This window comes from Streptomyces sp. NPDC016677 (assembly GCF_055562815.1).
The window spans coordinates 136579-154493 of the sequence record NZ_JBVHEO010000007.1 but is presented as its reverse complement, the minus strand read 5'-3'; the positions used below and the strand labels follow the sequence as shown (position 1 = coordinate 154493).

The 17915-nt window shown below is 73.3% G+C and carries 14 protein-coding genes; 4 read left to right on the top strand and 10 right to left on the bottom strand.

Features of this window, described 5'->3' with window-relative positions:
• The 5 genes from ACZ3IG_RS20895 to ACZ3IG_RS20875 all read right to left on the bottom strand — a co-directional run bounded on the left by ACZ3IG_RS20895 (position 1) and on the right by ACZ3IG_RS20875 (position 7341).
• A complete protein-coding gene (locus tag ACZ3IG_RS20895; protein ID WP_467433873.1) occupies positions 1-963 on the bottom strand; it encodes an HpcH/HpaI aldolase/citrate lyase family protein in 963 nt (320 codons plus the stop codon).
• Positions 960-2987, bottom strand: coding sequence for a protein meaA (locus ACZ3IG_RS20890; RefSeq protein ID WP_467433872.1), 2028 nt, complete (start codon positions 2985-2987; stop codon positions 960-962). The genes ACZ3IG_RS20895 and ACZ3IG_RS20890 overlap by 4 nt, the downstream gene beginning before the upstream one ends.
• A 9-nt stretch (positions 2988-2996) precedes the next feature.
• The gene (ccrA, locus tag ACZ3IG_RS20885; RefSeq protein ID WP_467434072.1) at positions 2997-4334 is read right to left on the bottom strand and encodes a crotonyl-CoA carboxylase/reductase; all 1338 of its coding nucleotides are present in this window, start codon (positions 4332-4334) and stop codon (positions 2997-2999) included.
• A 273-nt stretch (positions 4335-4607) separates the two neighbouring features.
• Positions 4608-5423 carry a TetR family transcriptional regulator gene (locus tag ACZ3IG_RS20880; protein ID WP_467433871.1) on the bottom strand — a complete coding sequence of 272 codons (816 nt, stop codon included), beginning with the start codon at positions 5421-5423 and terminating at the stop codon, positions 4608-4610.
• Between the two features lie 85 nt (positions 5424-5508).
• The gene (locus ACZ3IG_RS20875; protein WP_467433869.1) at positions 5509-7341 is read right to left on the bottom strand and encodes a 3-hydroxyacyl-CoA dehydrogenase family protein; all 1833 of its coding nucleotides are present in this window, start codon (positions 7339-7341) and stop codon (positions 5509-5511) included.
• Between the two features lie 309 nt (positions 7342-7650).
• On the opposite strand from ACZ3IG_RS20875, the gene ACZ3IG_RS20870 reads away from it, so the two are divergent.
• Positions 7651-8226: an adenylosuccinate lyase gene (locus ACZ3IG_RS20870; protein ID WP_467433868.1), complete on the top strand. Its 576-nt coding sequence runs from the start codon at positions 7651-7653 to the stop codon at positions 8224-8226.
• 7 nt (positions 8227-8233) lie between these two features.
• Here the strand turns inward: ACZ3IG_RS20870 and ACZ3IG_RS20865 are convergent, their stop codons facing one another.
• The 4 genes from ACZ3IG_RS20865 to ACZ3IG_RS20850 all read right to left on the bottom strand — a co-directional run bounded on the left by ACZ3IG_RS20865 (position 8234) and on the right by ACZ3IG_RS20850 (position 11160).
• The gene (locus ACZ3IG_RS20865) at positions 8234-8737 is read right to left on the bottom strand and encodes a GNAT family N-acetyltransferase (protein WP_467434071.1); all 504 of its coding nucleotides are present in this window, start codon (positions 8735-8737) and stop codon (positions 8234-8236) included.
• A 20-nt stretch (positions 8738-8757) separates the two neighbouring features.
• Positions 8758-9156 (bottom strand): RidA family protein, encoded by a 399-nt coding sequence (locus ACZ3IG_RS20860; protein ID WP_467433867.1) that lies wholly within the window; start codon positions 9154-9156, stop codon positions 8758-8760.
• 124 nt (positions 9157-9280) lie between these two features.
• Positions 9281-9877: a hypothetical protein gene (locus ACZ3IG_RS20855; protein ID WP_467433865.1), complete on the bottom strand. Its 597-nt coding sequence runs from the start codon at positions 9875-9877 to the stop codon at positions 9281-9283.
• A 245-nt stretch (positions 9878-10122) separates the two neighbouring features.
• Positions 10123-11160, bottom strand: coding sequence for an Rv2578c family radical SAM protein (locus ACZ3IG_RS20850; protein WP_467434069.1), 1038 nt, complete (start codon positions 11158-11160; stop codon positions 10123-10125).
• 171 nt (positions 11161-11331) lie between these two features.
• Here ACZ3IG_RS20850 and ACZ3IG_RS20845 point away from each other — a divergent pair, with 171 nt between their 5' ends.
• The 3 genes from ACZ3IG_RS20845 (at position 11332) to ACZ3IG_RS20835 (ending at position 15271) form a co-directional block, all read left to right on the top strand.
• Positions 11332-11775 (top strand): SRPBCC family protein, encoded by a 444-nt coding sequence (locus ACZ3IG_RS20845; protein ID WP_467433864.1) that lies wholly within the window; start codon positions 11332-11334, stop codon positions 11773-11775.
• A gap of 160 nt (positions 11776-11935) precedes the next feature.
• Entirely contained in the window at positions 11936-14365 is a 2430-nt protein-coding gene (locus ACZ3IG_RS20840; RefSeq protein ID WP_467433863.1) for an MFS transporter, read from the top strand.
• 183 nt (positions 14366-14548) lie between these two features.
• On the top strand, positions 14549-15271 hold the full coding sequence (locus ACZ3IG_RS20835) for a class I SAM-dependent methyltransferase (RefSeq protein ID WP_467433861.1): 723 nt from the start codon (positions 14549-14551) through the stop codon (positions 15269-15271).
• 60 nt (positions 15272-15331) lie between these two features.
• Here the strand turns inward: ACZ3IG_RS20835 and ACZ3IG_RS20830 are convergent, their stop codons facing one another.
• Complete coding sequence (locus ACZ3IG_RS20830; RefSeq protein ID WP_467433860.1) at positions 15332-17902, bottom strand: YncE family protein; 2571 nt, start codon at positions 17900-17902, stop codon at positions 15332-15334.
• Positions 17903-17915: the final 13 nt, after the last annotated feature.

The window sequence follows — 17915 nt, the reverse complement described above, 5'->3', positions numbered from 1 at the left end:
TCAGCCCTCCGGGATCTCGAACTTCGACGTGCGCCGCATCCCGGCGGCCCGCCCCTTGCCGGAGACGACCAGCGCCATCTTGCGGCTGGCCTCGTCGATCATCTCGTCGCCGAGCATCGCCGAGCCCTTCTTGCCGCCCGCCTCGGACGTGTGGTACGCGTACGCGTCCAGGATCAGCTCGGCGTGGTCGTAGTCCTCCTGGGAGGGCGAGAAGACCTCGTTGGCCGCCTCGACCTGACCCGGGTGCAGCACCCACTTGCCGTCGAAGCCGAGGGCGGCGGCGCGGCCGGCCACCTCGCGGAAGCCGTCGACGTTCTTGATCTGGAGGTAGGGGCCGTCGATCGCCTGGAGGTCGTTGGCGCGGGCGGCCATCAGGATCTTCATCAGGATGTAGTGGTAGGCGTCCGCGCCGTAGCCGGGCGGCTGCTCGCCCACCACCAGCGACTTCATGTTGATGGACGCCATGAAGTCGGCCGGGCCGAAGATGATGGTCTCGATCCGTGGGGACGCCTCGGCGATCGCGTTGACGTTGTTCAGGCCCCGCGCGTTCTCGATCTGCGCCTCGATGCCGATCCGGCCCACCTCGAAGCCCATCGTCTTCTCGATCTGGGTGAGGAGCAGGTCCAGGGCGACGACCTGCTGGGCGTCCTGGACCTTGGGGAGCATGATGCAGTCCAGGTTCGGGCCCGCGCCCTCGACGACCGTGACCACGTCCCGGTACGTCCACTCGGTCGTCCAGTCGTTGACGCGCACGACCCGGGTCTTGCCGGTCCAGTCGCCCTCGTTGAGGAACTTGACGATGGTGTGCCGGGCCTCCGGCTTGGCGAGCGGCGCGCAGGCGTCCTCCAGGTCCAGGAAGACCTGGTCGGCGGCCAGCCCCTGGGCCTTCTCCAGGAAGCGCGGGTTCGAGCCCGGTACGGCCAGGCAGGAACGCCGGGGGCGGAGACGGTCGACGGTCGTCATGCGGGGACCTCCAGGGGGTCGAGCTTGTTCGCGAGCCGGATCTCGTCCACGATGCGGCCGATGATGCCGGTGATGTCGAAGTCCTTCGGGGTGAAGACCGCGGCCACTCCGGCGTCCCGCAGCGCCGCGGCGTCACTGCTGGGGATGATGCCACCGGCGATCACCGGGATATCTGTGGCACCGGCCACACGCAGCCGCTCCAGCACGTCGGGGACGAGCCGCGCGTGCGAGCCGGAGAGGATCGACAGCCCGACCGCGTGCACGTCCTCGGCCAGCGCCGCGTCCACGATCTGCTCGGGCGTCAGCCGGATGCCCTGGTACACCACCTCGAAGCCGGCGTCACGCGCGCGTACGGCGATCTGCTCGGCGCCGTTGGAGTGCCCGTCCAGGCCGGGCTTGCCGACCAGGAACCGCAGCTTGCCGACGCCGAGGTCGCGGGCGGTCGCCGTCACCCTGCGGCGGACCTCCGCGAGCGCCGAGCCCGCCGCGGCCGGGACCGCCACCGGCGCCGCCGACACGCCCGTCGGCGCCCGGAACTCGCCGAACACCTCGCGCAGCGCCCCGGCCCACTCGCCGGTGGTGACCCCGCAGCGGGCGCACTCCAGGGTGGCCTCCATGAGGTTGGCGTCGGAGCGGGCCGCCTCCTTCAGCCGTTCCAGGGCAGAGCTGCACCGGGGATGGTTGAACGGCGGCTGCCACCGCGTGTCCCGCCACTGCCGGAGCGCGGCGACGACCCGCGCCTCCACCGCCGGGTCGACCGTGTGGATCGCGGTGTCCAGGTCGGCGGTGAGCGGGCTGGGCTCGGTGGACTCGAAGGCGTTGACGCCGACGATCTTCTCCTCGCCCGACTCGATCCGGGCCCGGCGTTCGGCGTGCGAGGCGACCAGCTGCGACTTGAGGTAGCCGGACTCCACGGCCGCCAGGGCGCCGCCCAGCTCCTGGATGTGCTCGATCTCCGCCTCGGCCCGCTCGACCAGCTCGGCCACCTTCGCCCCGACCACCGTCGAGCCCTCGAAGAGGTCGCCGTACTCCAGCAGGTCGCTCTCGTACGCCAGCACCTGCTGGATGCGCAGCGACCACTGCTGGTCCCACGGGCGGGGCAGGCCGAGCGCCTCGTTCCAGGCGGGCAGCTGCACGGCACGCGCGCGTGCGTCCTTGGAGAGGGTGACGGCCAGCATCTCCAGCACGATCCGCTGGACGTTGTTCTCCGGCTGCGCCTCGGTCAGGCCGAGCGAGTTGACCTGGACGCCGTAGCGGAAGCGGCGGTGCCTGGGGTTCTCGATGCCGTACCGCTCCCGGGTGACGCGGTCCCAGATGCGGCCGAAGGCGCGCATCTTGCACATCTCCTCGACGAAACGCACGCCCGCGTTGACGAAGAAGGAGATCCGGCCGACGACGTCGCCCATGCGCTCCTCGGGCACCTGGCCGCTGTCGCGCACGGCGTCCAGGACGGCGATCGCGGTGGACATCGCGTAGGCGATCTCCTGGACCGGCGTGGCACCCGCCTCCTGGAGGTGGTAGCTGCAGATGTTGATCGGGTTCCACTTGGGCAGGTGGGTGACCGTGTAGGCGATCAGGTCGGTCGTCAGGCGCAGGGAGGGGCCCGGGGGGAAGACGTGCGTCCCGCGGGACAGGTACTCCTTGACGATGTCGTTCTGGGTCGTGCCCTGGAGTTCGGCGAGGTCCGCGCCCTGTTCCTCGGCGACCACCTGGTAGAGCGCCAGCAGCCACATGGCCGTGGCGTTGATGGTCATCGAGGTGTTCATCCGCTCCAGCGGGATGTCCTGGAGCAGCCGGCGCATGTCCCCGACGTGCGCGACCGGCACCCCGACCCGGCCGACCTCACCGCGGGCCAGGACGTGGTCCGCGTCGTAGCCGGTCTGGGTCGGCAGGTCGAACGCCACCGACAGGCCCGTCTGGCCCTTGGCGAGGTTGCGCCGGTACAGCTCGTTGGATGCCTCGGCGGTCGAGTGGCCCGCATACGTCCGCATGAGCCACGGACGGTCCTTCTGACGCTCTGTCATCGAGGGCCCTCAGACGTTCCGGAAGCGGTTGATGGCGTCGGCGTGCCGGGCGCGCTTCTCCTCGTCGCGCACGCCCAGGCCCTCCTCGGGGGCGAGGCAGAGCACCCCGACCTTGCCCTGGTGCAGGTTGCGGTGCACGTCGTACGCGGCCTGGCCGGTGTCTTCGAGGGCGTACACCTTGGAGAGGGTCGGATGGATCTTCCCTTTGGCGATCAGCCGGTTGGCCTCCCACGCCTCGCGGTAGTTGGCGAAGTGGGAGCCGATGATCCGCTTCAGCGACATCCACAGGTAGCGGTTGTCGTAGGTGTGCTCGTAGCCGGAGGTCGACGCGCAGGTGACGATCGTGCCGCCCTTGCGGGTGACGTAGACGGAGGCGCCGAAGGTCTCGCGGCCGGGGTGCTCGAAGACGATGTCGACGTCCTCGCCGCCCGTCAGCTCCCGGATGCGCTTGCCGAACCGCTTCCACTCCCTCGGGTCCTGGGTGTGCTCGTCCTTCCAGAACCGGTAGTCCTCGGCGCTGCGGTCGATGATCAGCTCGGCGCCCATCCGCCGGCAGATCTCGGCCTTCTTCTCGCTGGAGACGACACAGACCGGGGTGGCGCCGCCGGCCAGCGCGAACTGCGTGGCGTAGGAGCCGAGGCCGCCGCTGGCGCCCCAGATCAACACGTTGTCGCCCTGCTTCAGCTGGGCGCCGTTGCGGGAGACCAGCTGCCGGTACGCCGTGGAGTTGACGAGCCCCGGCGCGGCGGCCTCCTCCCAGCTGAGGTGGTCCGGCTTGGGCATCAGCTGGTTGGACTTGACCAGCGCGATCTCCGCCAGGCCGCCGAAGTTGGTCTCGAAGCCCCAGATGCGCTGCTCCGGGTCGAGCATCGTGTCGTTGTGCCCGTCGCTCGACTCCAGCTCCACGCTCAGGCAGTGCGCGACGACCTCGTCGCCCGGCTTCCAGGAGTTGACGCCGGGCCCGGTGCGCAGGACGACGCCGGCCAGGTCGGAGCCGATGACGTGGTACGGCAGGTCGTGGCGCTTGGCCAGGTCGCTGGTGCGGCCGTAGCGCTCCAGGAAGCCGAAGGTGGACAGCGGCTCGAAGATCGAGGTCCACACCGAGTTGTAGTTGACCGAGGAGGCCATCACGGCCACCAGGGCCTCACCCGGGCCCAGCTCGGGCACCGGCACCTCGTCGAGGTGGATCGACTTGCGCGGGTCCTTGTCGCGGGTGTCGAGCCCCGCGAACATCTCCGTCTCGTCCTTGTGCACGGTGATCGCGCGGTACGACTCGGGGAGCGCCAGGGCGGCGAAGTCGGCGGGTGTCGCTTCGGGGGACTGGATCGCGTCCAGGATGTCCTTCACGGTCACGGTGTTGCCTCCGGCGGTGCGTGCTGCTGCTGAGGGTCGGAAGGGTGCCTGTGACGCAGGCGTCCGGGACGCGGGGACGGCCCGCGGGGACGGCCCGGACCACTTCAACGTATGGCACCCCGTGTCACCTCGCAAGGCACTGGGTGCCAGAAAGTTCGCTCAGGTGAAATCTTTACCCGACAGATGAGCGATGATCGATCAGTGCTCGCTCGGAAACGCGACAACGGCCACCCGGGTGGGTGGCCGTTGTCGCGGAAGGGGTGGCGGTCAGCGTTCCTTGAGCGCCTGCTCGATCGCCCGCATGACCTCGCCCAGCGGGGCGTCCGTGCGGGCGACGGTCACCAGTACCTCGCCCTCGGCGGAGGCCGTCGCCCCGGTCTGGTGGCCGGCCTGGTCGGAGGAGCGGCCGGCCCCGATGCCGGTGCCGAAGGTCTTGCGGACGATGGCGAAGGCGTGGTCGAGCTGGGCCTCCAGGTCGCCCTGCCCGGCCGCCCGCAGCCAGCGGCGCAGTACGTGGTTGTGGGCGGTGACCACGGCGGACGCGGCGACCTCGGCCAGCAGCGGGTCGTCGTTGGCGTCGTCGGCGTGCGCGTGCTCGTCGAAGTGGCCCAGGAGGTAGCGGGTGAACAGGCGCTCGTAGCGGGCCACCGACGCGATCTCCGCCTCGCGCAGGGTGGGCACCTCGCGCGTGAGCTTGTAGCGGGCCACCGAGATGTCCGGGTGGGCCGCGTACATCTTCATGACCTCTTTGATGCCCCGGCACACCGTGTCCAGCGGGTGTTCGTGCGCGGGGGCGGCGTTGAGCACCGCCTCGGCGCGGACCAGGGTGTCGTCGTGGTCGGGGAAGATCGCCTCTTCCTTGGAGCGGAAGTGGCGGAAGAAGGTGCGCCGGGCGACCCCGGCGGCCGCCGCGATCTCGTCGACGGTGGTGGCCTCGTACCCCTTGGTGGCGAACAGTTCCATCGCGGCGGCCGCCAGTTCCCGGCGCATTTTCAGCCGCTGGGCGGCGGCTCGGCCGCCGACGGCAGTCTCCGGCGCGTCGGGCGCGGCTGGTGTACGTGTGGACTTGGCGGGCTGGGACATGAACATGAACGTACTGCATGTGCCCAGCTCGGTGCGCACGGCCGGGGTTCCCCGGGCGGGGTTCCCCGGCCGTCGGCGGCCCCGGTCAGCGGGCGTACTCGCGGAAGCCGCGGCCCGTTTTCCGGCCGAGGCAGCCCGCGGCCACCAGGTGCTCCAGGAGCGGCGCCGGAGCGAGCCCCGGGTCGCGGAACTCGCGGTGCAGCACCTTCTCGATGGCCAGCGACACATCGAGGCCGACCACGTCGAGCAGCTCGAACGGGCCCATCGGATAGCCGCCGCCCAGCTTCATCGCGGCGTCGATGTCGTCGAGGGTCGCGTAGTGCTCCTGCACCATCTTCACCGCGTTGTTCAGGTACGGGAACAGCAGGGCGTTGACGATGAACCCGGCCCGGTCGCCGCAGTCCACGGCGTGCTTGCGGACCTCGGCGCACACCTGCCGGACAGTGGCGTGCACGTCGTCCGCCGTCAGCACCGTGCGCACCACCTCGACCAGCTTCATGGCGGGCGCCGGGTTGAAGAAGTGCATGCCGATCACGTCCTGCGGGCGCGAGGTGGCGCGGGCGCAGGCGACGACGGGCAGGGAGGAGGTGGTGGTGGCCAGCACCGCGCCGGACTTGCAGACCTTGTCCAGCGTGGCGAACAGCTGCCGCTTGACCTCCAGGTCCTCGGCGACCGCCTCCACCGCCAGATCGACGTCGGCGAAGTCGTCGTAGTCGCCGGTGGGGGTGATCCGGCCGAGGGCGCGCGCGGCGGCGTCGGCGGTCAGCCGCCCCTTGCCGACGGAACGGGCCAGGGACGTGCCGATGCGGGCCTTGGCGGCCTCTGCCTTCTCCGGGCTGCGGGCGGCGAGGACCACCTCGTACCCGGCCTTGGCGAAGACCTCGGCGATGCCGGACGCCATGGTGCCCGAACCGGCGACGCCCACCGCGCGGACCGGGCGGCCGGGGACCGGCGAGGCGCTCTCGCGCGGGGTGAGCGCGTCCGGGACGACGGTGGCGCCGCCCGGGGCGTCGTAGGTGTAGAAGCCGCGTCCGGCCTTGCGGCCGGTCAGGCCCGCCTCGCTGAGCTGCCGCAGGACGGGGGCCGGGGCGTGCAGCCGGTCGTGGGAGGCGGCGTACATGGCCTCCAGCACCGTGCGGGCGGTGTCGACGCCGATCAGGTCGAGCAGGGCCAGCGGGCCCATCGGCAGCCCGCAGCCCAGGCGCATCGCCGCGTCGATGTCCTCGCGGGAGGCGTAGCGCGCCTCGTACATCGCCGCGGCCTGGTTGAGGTAGCCGAACAGCAGCCCGTCGGCGACGAAGCCGGGCCGGTCGCCGACCGCGACGGGCTCCTTGCCGAGGTCCAGGGCGAGGTCGGTGACGGCGGCGACGGCGGCGGGCGCGGTGAGCACCGAGGAGACGACCTCGACCAGCTTCATCGCCGGGGCCGGGTTGAAGAAGTGCAGGCCCAGCACGCGCTCCGGGCGGGCGGTGTCGGCGGCCAGCCGGGTCACGGAGAGCGCGTTGGTGCCGGTGGCCAGGATCGCGCCGGGCCGCACGATGCCGTCCAGCTCCCGGAAGATCCGCTGCTTGACCTCGTACGACTCCGGCGCCACCTCGATCACCAGGTCGGCGCCGGCCGCGGCCGTCAGGTCGGTGGAGGTACGGACGCGGGCGAGGGCGTCCGACCGCTCCCGCTCGGTCAGCCGGCCGCGGGCGACGGCGCGGGCGGTGGAGGTCTCCAGCGCGGCGACGGCCCTGGCGGCCTGCGCCTCGCTGATGTCGATGCCGACGACCTCACGGCCGGCCCGGGCCAGCACGTCGGCGATGCCGGTGCCCATGGTGCCGAGGCCGACCACGGCGACGGTGCGCAGCGGGGACAGGGGGGCGTCGGAGAGGGGACTGCCGGAGACGGCAGCATCGGGCAGGGGAGTGGCCATGGCGGGACTCCAGGAATGAGGGTGACGACGGCGGACGCGCCCGCCGCGCCGGGCGGCGCACGGGTGCGTACGGAAAGGAGTGCGGGTGGTGCCGGGCTCACTGGCGCACACGCCCGGCGGAACCGACCGGCCCTGTCCCCGGGCCCGGTCGCGCTGCTCCCACGGCGGCCGCGTCACCAGACCGCCATGAGACGAACACGAGTCGCTGACTCGCTCGTCTGAGCTTAACCGGCGGGTAACGAGCGCGCCAGTCCCTCGTGTTGGTGATCCACGTCCCATCCGGACCGCGCCCCCTCTAGCCTCGGACGCATGGACGAAGAGTTGCGCGCGCTCACGGAGCGCTTACGGGCGGAGGCGGCCGGGGCGCCGGCGTACGACCGTCTGGTGGCGACCGCCGACCAGGACGAACTGGCCGAGCTGCTCACCGGACCCGGACAGCCGCTGTGGGCCAGGGAGCTGGCCGCGTTCCGGCTGGGGCTGGCGGGGGACCGGCGGGCCTTCGAGGCGCTGGTGCTGCTCCTCAACCACCGTGACCCACCGCGCTGCGCCTCCGCCGCGTACGCCCTCGCCCGCCTCGGCGACCCCCGTACCGCCCGCGCCGCCGCCGCCCTGGCCACCAACGAACTGCGCGTCGCCTACGCCCTGCACCCGGTCCGGCTGCTGACCGGGCTGCGCGCCCCGGAGTCCGTCCCCGCGCTGATCACCACCCTGAAGCGGCGGCTGCGCCCGCACGACCCGTACCGCCGGGTGGCGCTCGCCTGCGTCGAGGGACTCGGCGCGCTCGGCGACCCACGGGCCAGACCCGTGCTGACCGAGGCCCTCGCCCACCCGGCGCTGGCCGCGGCGGCGGCACGGGCCCTCAGGTGCCTGCCTCCCGAGAGGTGACGGTCCGTCAGCCGGTCAGTGCCCGCGCGTACCGCACCTCGGGCACCGCGGTCCCGGCCACCTCGAACGCCTCCGCGCCGCCGTCCGCCCGGAACCCGGCCCGCTCGTAGAAGCGGCGGGCACGGGTGTTGTCGCGGAGCACCCACAGCAGCATCCGCGGGTACCGGGCGGCGGTGCAGCGGCGGACCGACTCACCGAGCAGGGACCGCCCGACCCCGCGGCCGAGGTGGCGCGGATCGACGTAGAGCGCGTACAGCTCGGCGTCGGCCGTGCGCGTCTCGCCGTCCCGGTACGGCCCGTGGCAGCCCCAGCCGACGACCGTGCCGTCGCCGTCCCGCGCGACCAGGTTCGTCACGTCGGCCGGGGCGGCGGCGAAGTGGGCGCGGCGGCGCTCGGTGTGCTCCGCGACGCTGAGCCCGTCCAGGTAGGCCTGCGGTATCAGCCCCCGGTAGGCGTGCTGCCAGCCCCGGACGCGGATCTCTGCCACGCGCTCGCAGTCGGCCAGGGTCATCTCCCGTACGGGGAACGAGGTCACGGCGCGACCACCGCCAGTGCCTCGATCTCCATCAGGAACTCCGGGCGGACCAGGGCGGCGACCTGGACCGCCGAGGAGGCCGGCAGGCGGTCGTCGGGCAGGTGGGCGGCGCGGGCCGCGCGGACGGCCGGCATGTGGGCCATGTCCGTCACGAAGTACGTCAGTTTCACCACGTCGCCGAAGCCGGCGCCGGCGGCGGCCAGGCAGCGGCGCAGGTTCTCGAAGACCTGGCGGGCCTGGGCCGCCGGGTCGCCCTCGCCGACGATCCGGCCGTCCTCGTCCAGTGGGAGCTGGCCGGAGACGGCCACGAGCCGGCCCGTGGCCGCCACGACGTGGCTGTACTGCGCTGCGGGGAAGACGCCATCGGGGGCGGGGATTCTGGTCGGCTCGCTCATGTGCCCCATCATGGATCACGGGTCCGAGTGAGCGTTTGCCGCGCGGACAGTCAGCTGCTGTCAGTCGGTGGGCCGGCACCCGGCGTCCAGAAGCCGGGCCGCCCCTGCCGGGCAAGGCACCGGTTCATGTGAGGTGGGCCTTGCCGCGAGAGCCGGGCGCGCGGGCCGCGAGAGCGGTGACGGCGATGGCGACGGATGCGGCGTTCCAGCCGCAGGCGCCGTGAATGCCACTGCCGGGCTGACGGTCCGTCCCGCCCAGATGCATCCGGTCGACGTCAGGGGAGCGGTAGTGGTCGGAGCCGCCGCTGTCGAGAGCGACGGAGCGCGGCACGGGGTGGAGCGGCGCCATGACCGACTTGCGCACCGCGTCCTCGGTCACGTTGGGCGCGTAGTCACTGAGGCGTCGCACGGTGGCGGTGGGAAAGCCCGCCCGGACCGCCTGCCGTTCGTCCGCGGTCAGCGAAGCCAGGCTCGCGAAGGTCGAGTCGACAGCGAGCAGGCGGTCCGGCGTCGACGACTGAGAGGGGTCGGCAAGCGCGGGGCGGAGCAGGGCGCCCCCCGGGGCGGGCAGGAGCCCGCCCCGGATCTCGGCGAGGCGGCCCGCGACGGCGCCGGTGTCGTCCCAGCCGGAAAAGATCTGCACCGCCCGGGACACATCCGGTTCGTCGTCGGCCGGGGTGAAGCGTGGAGCTTCGCCCAGAACGACATGCTGTTTGATCACATCGGTTGCCCCTGGTGGCGCCGGTTCGGGGACGGGGCCCGCTCCGCCGTCCAGCAAGGAGTGTGTCCGCCGGCGCGGCAGGGCCGATGCCACCAGCCGCCGCGCGCCGATCTCCCGTCCGTCCGCGGTGACGACGCCGACCGCGCTGAAAGGGCAATCCGCCCACCTCGAACGCCCTCCGGCGACGCGCCCGCTCCCAGACGCTCGGCGGCGCGAGCCCGGCACGGAGCGCGCGCGAGCCCGGCTCAGAGCAGGGTGAGCTGGGTCGGCTCGGGCTCTGCGGGAGCGGGCGGTTCCGGTTCCGTGATCCGCCGCGCGGCCCCCGCGCGGGCCGGGCCGATGCCGTACTCCCGGGCCAGGTCGTGCACCTGCCGGGTGATCCGGCGCTGGTACCACTTCGGCGCGTAGGCGCCCTCGGCGTACAGCCGCTCGTAGCGGCGCACCAGGTACGGGTGGTGCCGCGCGAGCCAGGCCATGAACCACTCCCGGGCACCGGGCCGCAGATGCAGCACCAGGGGCGTCACGGACGTCGCCCCGGCCGCCGCGATCGCCCGTACCGTCGCCCGCAGCCGGCCGGGATCGTCGCCGAGGAACGGGATCACCGGCGCCATCAGCACCCCGCACCCGATGCCGCGCTCACCCAGCGCCCGTACGACGTCCAGGCGCCGCTCCGGCGCGGGCGTGCCCGGCTCCACGGTGCGCCACAGGTCGGTGTCGGTGAAGCCGACCGACACCGAGATGCCCACGTCCGTCACCCGGGCCGCCCGGGTCAGCGCGTCGAGGTCGCGCAGGATCAGCGTGCCCTTGGTGAGGATGGAGAAGGGGTTCGCGTGCTCGGTCAGGGCGTCGATGATGCCCGGCATCAGCCGGTAGCGGCCCTCCGCCCGCTGGTAGCAGTCGACGTTGGTGCCCATCGCGATGTGCTCGCCCTGCCAGGAGGGCGAGGCCAGGCGGCGGCGCAGCAGGTCGGGCGCGTTCACCTTCACCACGATCTGGCTGTCGAAGTCCAGGCCCGTGTCGAGGTCCAGATAGCTGTGCGTCTTGCGCGCGAAGCAGTAGACGCACGCGTGCGTGCAGCCCCGGTAGGGGTTCACCGTCCATTCGAACGGCATTCGCGAGGCACCCGGGACCCGGTTGACGATCGAGCGGGCCCGCACCTCGTGGAAGGTGACTCCCCGGAACTCCGGCGTGTCGAAGGTGCGGGTGGTGACCGCGTCCGCGTCGAACAGCGCGGCGTCGGACGCCCGGCCGTGACCGGACTCCGAGAGGTTCTCCCAGCGCATGGCGCCTCCTCGGTAGTGCAGGTCCACAGAATAGAACATGTGTTCCCTTGATCGTGCGGCCCGAGGTCCGGTCGCCCGCCCCCGGCCGCCGGGTGCCCCCCGATTTGGTGGCCGGGCGGCGGGGTGGTTGGCTTGCCCCGACCCCTCAGCACCAGGCCCTGGAGGTACCCGATGGCGCAGGTCGAGGCCACGACCGAGCGAATCGTCAACGCGGACGCGGAGACGGTGTTCGACGCGCTCGCCGACTACAGCGGCACCCGCGCGAAACTGCTGCCCGAGCAGTTCAGCGAGTACGAGGTCCGCGAGGGCGGTGACGGCGAGGGCACCCTCGTGCACTGGAAGCTCCAGGCCACCGGCAAGCGCGTCCGCGACTGCCTGCTGGAGGTGACCGAGCCCTCCGACGGCGAGCTGGTCGAGAAGGACCGCAACTCCTCGATGGTCACCACCTGGCGGGTCACCCCGTCCGGCGAGGGACGCTCGCGCGTCGTCGTCACCACGGTGTGGAACGGCGCCGGCGGCATCGGCGGCTTCTTCGAGAAGACCTTCGCCCCCAAGGGCCTCGCCCGGATCTACGACGCGGAGCTGGCCAAGCTCGCCGCCGAGGTCGAGAAGTAGCCAAGGGCCGTACGTGAGGCGGCCGTTGGGGCCGCCTCACCGGTTCGGGTGATCTCCACGCGTCCCCGCCGGACGCCGTAACCCCTCGCGAGTCCTCGCCGTTGTCGCCTGAGCGGGAATGGTGCGCTCAGGCGACGAATTGCGACAAGGGGAGCGGTACGTGGGCGGGATGACTCTGGTGCAGGACGAGCCGGCCGCCGTCGCGCCGCCTGATCCCCCCGGGCCGCCCGAGCCCGGACCGGCCGCCGCGCTCAGTCCGCGCCGGGTCCGGCTGGTCTTCTTCGGGCTGATGCTGGCGCTGCTGCTCGCCGCGCTGGAGCAGATGATCGTCGCCACCGCGCTCCCGAAGATCGTCGGGGAGCTGCACGGCCTGGACAAGATGTCCTGGGCGATCACCGCGTACCTGCTCACCTCCACCGTCGGCCTGCCGATCTACGGCAAGCTCGGCGACCTCTTCGGCCGCAAGGGCGTCTTCCAGTTCGCCATCCTGGTCTTCGTCGTCGGCTCGCTGCTGGCCGGCCGCGCGCAGACGATGGACCAGCTCATCGCCTACCGCGCGGTGCAGGGCGTCGGCGCGGGCGGCCTCATGATCGGCGTGCAGGCGATCATCGCGGACATCGTGCCCCCCCGCGAGCGCGGCCGGTTCATGGGCCTGATCGGCGCCGCCTTCGGTCTCGCGTCCGTCGCCGGACCGCTGCTCGGCGGCTACTTCACCGACCACCTCTCCTGGCGCTGGTGCTTCTACATCAACGTCCCCTTCGGCCTGCTCACCATGGTCGTCGTCGCCCTCGTCCTGAAGCTGCCCAAGCCGCGGGCGCGGGCCCGCCTCGACGTCCTCGGCGCCCTGCTGCTCGCCGCCGCCTCCACCTGCGCGGTGCTGCTGACCAGCTGGGGCGGGATCGAGTACGACTGGGGCTCCAAGGTCATCCTCGGGCTCGGCGCCGGCGCGTTCGCGGCCACCGTGCTCTTCCTGGCCGCCGAGCGCTTCGCCGCCGAACCCCTCATCCCACTGCGCCTGTTCCGCGACTCCGTCTTCAACGTCACCGGCCTGATCGGACTGGTCGTCGGCGTCGCCCTGTTCGGCGCCGCCAGCTACCTGCCCACCTTCCTCCAGATGGTCGACGGGGCCTCCGCCACCGAGTCCGGCCTGCTGATGCTGCCCATGATGGGCGGCATCGTCGGCGCCTCCGTCGTCTCCGGCCAGCTCATCAGCCGCACCGGCCGCTACAGGATCCACCCGATCCTCGGCGGCGCCCTGTCCGTCGCCGGCATGTGGCTGCTCTCCCGGCTCGACGCGGACACGCCCAGGGTGCAGTACAGCGTCTGGATGTTCGTCCTGGGCGCCGGCATCGGCATGGTGATGCCCGTCCTGGTCCTCGCCGTGCAGAACTCCGTGCGCCCCGCCGACCTGGGCACCGCCACCAGCGCCAACAACTACTTCCGGCAGATCGGCGGCAGCGTCGGCGCGGCGATCTTCGGCACCCTCTTCGCCGACCGGCTCACCGACGCCCTCGCCGTGCGGCTGCCCGCCGGTGCCGGGCTGCCCGACGCCGACGCCATCACCCCGCAGCTCGTCCACACCCTGCCGCCGGCGCTGCGGGACGCCTACATCCAGGCGTACGCCGACGCCATGCCGCGGATCTTCCTGTACCTCGTGCCGGTGCTCGTGCTCGGCCTGTTCCTCGCCTTCTTCCTCAAGGAGAAACCGCTCGTGTCCCACAACGCGCCCGTGACCGAGACGGGGACCGCGCAGGCCCCGGCCGAGGTCCCGTCCGCCCGCCCGCACGCCCCGGGCGGAAGGACCCCGGCCCCGCCGCGCTCGCCCTGCCCCGGCGGCGTCCCGGTCTGCGGCACGGTGCAGCACCCCGACGGCACCGTCGTGCCCCGCGCGGCGCTCACCCTCATCGACGCCGCCGGACAGCAGATCGGGCGCGGCGCCAGCGGCGGCGACGGACGGTACGCGCTGGCCACGCCCGGGACGGGGGCGTACGTCCTGATCGCCGCCGCCGGCGGCCACCAGCCGCAGGCCGTCTCCGTGACCGTGGGCGAGCGCCCCGTCGAACTCGACGTCGTCCTCGGCGGCGCCGGACGCCTCGCGGGCGCCGTCCTCACCGCCGACGGCACCCCCGTCCGCGACGCGACCGTCACGCTCACCAACGTGCACGGCGAGGTCGTCGCCAGCACCCGCAGCGGACGCGAGGGCGGCTACGTCATCACCGAGCTGGTGGCCGGCGAGTACACCCTGGCCGGCAGCGCCCCCGCCTTCCGCCCGGCCGCGCTGCCCGTCACCGTCCAGGCGTCCCGCGAGACCCGGCAGGACATCGAACTCGCCGGCGGCGCCCTGCTCAAGGGCACCGTCCGGGCCGGCGGCGGACGGCCCGTCGAGGACGCCCGCGTCACCCTCCTCGACGCCGCCGGGAACGTCGTCGACACGCTCACCACCGGGGCCGACGGCACGTTCCGCTTCGTCGATCTGTCCTCGGGCGAGTACACCGTCATCGCCGCCGGTTACCCGCCGGTCGCGACCGTGCTCCACATGGCCGGCGGCGGCCGTACCGAACGCGACCTCCAGCTCGGCCACGAGGACTGAGCGGACCGGGACGTGGGCCGGCCCCCCCGGCGCCCCTGTCCCTTCGTCCCTCCCAGTGGTGAACGGCGACGGAGGACCGGTGAAGGAACAGGTGGTCCGCTTGTGAGCCGGACCGGTGCGCGGTAGACCGTACTGGTCCGTCGCTCGGGACGGGCCTGGCCGTGGCACCTGGGGGAGTCGGGCATGAGCGTGACAAGTCGGTACCGGGACGCCTGGGAGGGGTTCTGGCGCGAGGCGCCCGACGCGCCGCACGCGGTGTTCTGGGACACGGAACCGGCCCTGACCGCCGGCCGCCACCTCGCCCTCTTCGAACCGCACCTGACCGACCCCGGCCTGCCGATGGTCGACCTCGGCTGCGGCAACGGCACCCAGACCCGCTACCTCGCCGACCGCTTCGCCCACGTCATCGGAGCCGACCTCTCCACCGCGGCGCTCGACCGCGCCCGGCGCGCCGACCCCGCGGGCCGGGCCGCGTACCGGCGACTGGACGCCGCCGACATGAGCGAGGCGCAGACGCTGCACGCCGAACTGGGCGACGCCAACGTCTATCTGCGGGGCGTCCTGCACCAGAGCGAGCCCGGGGACCGGCAGCAGGTGGCCGACTCCCTCGCCGCCCTCCTCGGCGCGCGCGGCCGGGCCTTCCTCGTCGAACCGTCCGAGGCGGCGGTGACCGTGCTGGCCGGTCTCGCCGAGGGTGCCGACGGGCCGCCGCCCAAGCTGGCGCCGGTCCTGCGGCACGGCATCGCGCCCGGCACCCTGGCCGACGACACGCTGCCGGAGCAGCTGCGCGCCGCCGGGCTGACGGTCCTGCGCCACGGCGAACTGCCGCTGATCACCACGGAGTACCGGCCCGACGGCACCCGGATCGAGCTGCCGTCGATCTGGCTGGTCGCCGGACGCGCGTGATGACCTACGGTCCTCCCCCGCCGGGAGCGGAGGAGGACCGTGGGCGAGGCGGGGCCGTGGTCAGCCCGCCGGGCGGTTGCGGCGGCGCAGGAACCAGCCCGTGGCCGACAGGGCGGCCGCGAGCGCGGCCGCCCCCAGCACGGTGACGCCGGTGGCGGCCAGGCTGCCGCCCGGGGACGAGGTGCCCGAGCCGCCGGCGGTGGAGCCGGTGCCGTGCGAGGCGGCCGGGGTGTCCGTGGCGCCGGTGCCGGGGTTGGTGCCGGCACTCGGAGGGGCGGTCGCGTCCGGGTCGTCCGTGTCCACCGGGTCCTGGCCGGTGAAGCTGACCGGGACCTTCACGTCCTGGGAGCGGTCGCCGGAGCGGGTGTGGTCGGCGCGGGTGGCGAGCACGCAGGTGGCCTTGAGGCAGTCGGTGAACTCGTCCTTGGCGTCCACGGTCAGCTCCACCTCGAAGGAGCCGTCCTCGCCGTACGGGGTCGCCAGGTCCTGCCCGTAGTCGGGCGGGTCCGACGAGATCCACGCCGAGGAGTGCGAGCCGCCCGTCATGTCGACGCCGCCGACGCACGGCGTGGGCAGCTCGCCCTCGCCGTTGTCGACGCACAGGGCGACGTAGACGCCCTTCTCCTCGTCGTAGCCGGAGCCGGTGACCTTCAGGGACTGGTTCTCGGTGGCCAGGTCGTTGACCGGGGTGACGGTGAGCCTCTGGCCCTCGGGGCCGGTGACGGTCCGGGTCCCGGAGGGGTCCCGCGGCTCCTCGCCGCCCCCGCCGCCCCCGCCGCCGGCTCCGCCCCCGCTCTCCTCGGTCACCGTGAGGGTGACCGGCGACGTGCGGGTGGTCCCGGCGGAGTTGGTGAACTCCGCGCGGTAGCGGTAGCCGTCGTGGGCGGCCCTGGCCGTGAAGGTGTACGTGGTGGCCGTGGCGTTCTCGACCGAGGACCAGGTCTGGCCGCCGTCCGCGCTGACCTGCCAGCGCACGGCCGGTTCCGGGGCGCCCTCGGCCGCGGCGGCGAAGGCGACCTCGTCGCCCGGGGCCGCGCTCCGGTCGGTGGGGCTCCGGGTGACCTTCGGGGACATCCGGCGGTTGAACCTGGTGACGGTCGCCTCGGCCGGGCTGCTCACGTACACGGCGGTGCCGCCGGGGGCCACGGTGACGGCGGCCTGGCCGAGCTGGCCCTGGTTGCCGGGGAGGGCGGTGGGCCGCGCGGCCTCCTCGAAGGTGGCGGTGTCGTACACCGCCAGCGAGCCGTTGTTGTCACCGCCGTCGCCCGTGTCGCCGTTGTCCTGCCAGACGACGAACGCCCGGCCGGTGGCCGGGTCGAAGGCGACGTCCGCCGCCCGGTCCGGTCCCTGGACCGTGGTCAGCAGCGTGGCGTCCTCGTCGTAGACGCGGACGGTGTTCCCGCTGCCCACCCAGACGTTGCCGGTGGCGGGGTCGGGCGTCACGAACCAGAGGGTCTCCGCGGGGAGTTCCGCCGTGGCGGTCACGGTGAAGGAGCCGGTGTCGATCCGGCTGAGCCGCCCGCCGGCCACCCCGGACCAGGCCAGGCCGCGCGCGGTGTCCGTGCCGAGGGCGCTGCCGCCGTCCAGGGTGAGGGTCTTCTCGACGGCCCCGGTGGCGGTGACGATCTCGGAGAGGGTGCCGCCCTGCTGGACGAGGGTGGTGGCGGCCCGGGTGCCCGGCCCGACGCCGGTGACGGTGGCGCCGCTCAGCCACACGCCCTGGGCGGTGGCGTCGCCGTCCTGGGCGGTGCCGATGCCGCGCAGCGGGTAGTGGAAGACGACGCCGTCACCGGCCAGCGGAGCGGCGATCCGCGCGACCCGGCGGCCGGCCAGGGTGCCGGTGGCGCCGGGGGCCTGGCTGAGGTGACTGCGGACCGTGCCGTCGGCGGCGTCCAGGACGTACAGGCCCTGCTCGTTGACGTCCGCCGTGTCGGCGATGTTGTCGGCGCCGACGTAGAGCTTGCCGGAGTCCGGGTGCAGGAGGAGGTCCAGCGGCTTGCCCGCGGCGGTGAACTCGGCGGTCTTGGCGTAACCGACGGTGCCGGGCGGTACGCCGACGCCGTCACCGCCGTCGTCCCCGCCGCCGTCCCCGGGTTGCTGGCCCTCGAAGGCGACGGGGACGCGGACGTCCTGGGAACGGTCGCCGCTCGCGCGGTGGTCGACGCGGGTGACGATGGAGCAGGCGACCTGGAGACAGTCGAGGCCGCTGTCCCGCGCGGTCAGTTCCAGCTCGACGTCGAAGGTGCCGCCGGCGCCCCAGGGCTGGGCCAGGCCGCCCGCGTACGGGTCGTCCGCGGGGACGATCCACTTGGACGCGCTGCCGCCGCCGGTGACGTCGGCGCCGCCGAGGCAGGGCGACGGGACGCGGTTGTCGCCGTTGTCCTCGCACAGGGCGACATAGATCCCCTTGGCCGCGTCGTAGCCGGAACCGGTCACGCGGACGGTCTCGCCGGCCGGGTCGAGGCCGGCGGAGGCGGAGACCGTGAGTCTCTGGCCGTCCTCGCCGAGCCCCGTGCGCGGGGTGCCGGCGGCCTGCGCGGCCGAGCCGGCGGCGACGGAGGCGAGCACCAGCCCGGCGGCGCCGAGAAGCGCCGCCGGGCGTCTGCGCCGGACCGTTGGGTCAACTGCCATGGTGGTCCTCAAG

Bases quoted from the DNA above. Each gene is read 5' to 3' on its own strand.
- ACZ3IG_RS20835 (WP_467433861.1), top strand. From the start codon at position 14,549: ATGAGCGTGACAAGTCGGTACCGGGACGCCTGGGAGGGGTTCTGGCGC.
- ACZ3IG_RS20830 (WP_467433860.1), bottom strand. From the start codon at position 17,902: ATGGCAGTTGACCCAACGGTCCGGCGCAGACGCCCGGCGGCGCTTCTC.
- ACZ3IG_RS20880 (WP_467433871.1), bottom strand. From the start codon at position 5,423: ATGTCCCAGCCCGCCAAGTCCACACGTACACCAGCCGCGCCCGACGCG.
- ACZ3IG_RS20850 (WP_467434069.1), bottom strand. From the start codon at position 11,160: ATGCGCTGGGAGAACCTCTCGGAGTCCGGTCACGGCCGGGCGTCCGAC.
- ACZ3IG_RS20860 (WP_467433867.1), bottom strand. From the start codon at position 9,156: ATGAGCGAGCCGACCAGAATCCCCGCCCCCGATGGCGTCTTCCCCGCA.
- ACZ3IG_RS20870 (WP_467433868.1), top strand. From the start codon at position 7,651: ATGGACGAAGAGTTGCGCGCGCTCACGGAGCGCTTACGGGCGGAGGCG.
- ACZ3IG_RS20875 (WP_467433869.1), bottom strand. From the start codon at position 7,341: ATGGCCACTCCCCTGCCCGATGCTGCCGTCTCCGGCAGTCCCCTCTCC.
- ACZ3IG_RS20890 (WP_467433872.1), bottom strand. From the start codon at position 2,987: ATGACAGAGCGTCAGAAGGACCGTCCGTGGCTCATGCGGACGTATGCG.
- ACZ3IG_RS20845 (WP_467433864.1), top strand. From the start codon at position 11,332: ATGGCGCAGGTCGAGGCCACGACCGAGCGAATCGTCAACGCGGACGCG.
- ACZ3IG_RS20865 (WP_467434071.1), bottom strand. From the start codon at position 8,737: ATGACCCTGGCCGACTGCGAGCGCGTGGCAGAGATCCGCGTCCGGGGC.
- ACZ3IG_RS20895 (WP_467433873.1), bottom strand. From the start codon at position 963: ATGACGACCGTCGACCGTCTCCGCCCCCGGCGTTCCTGCCTGGCCGTA.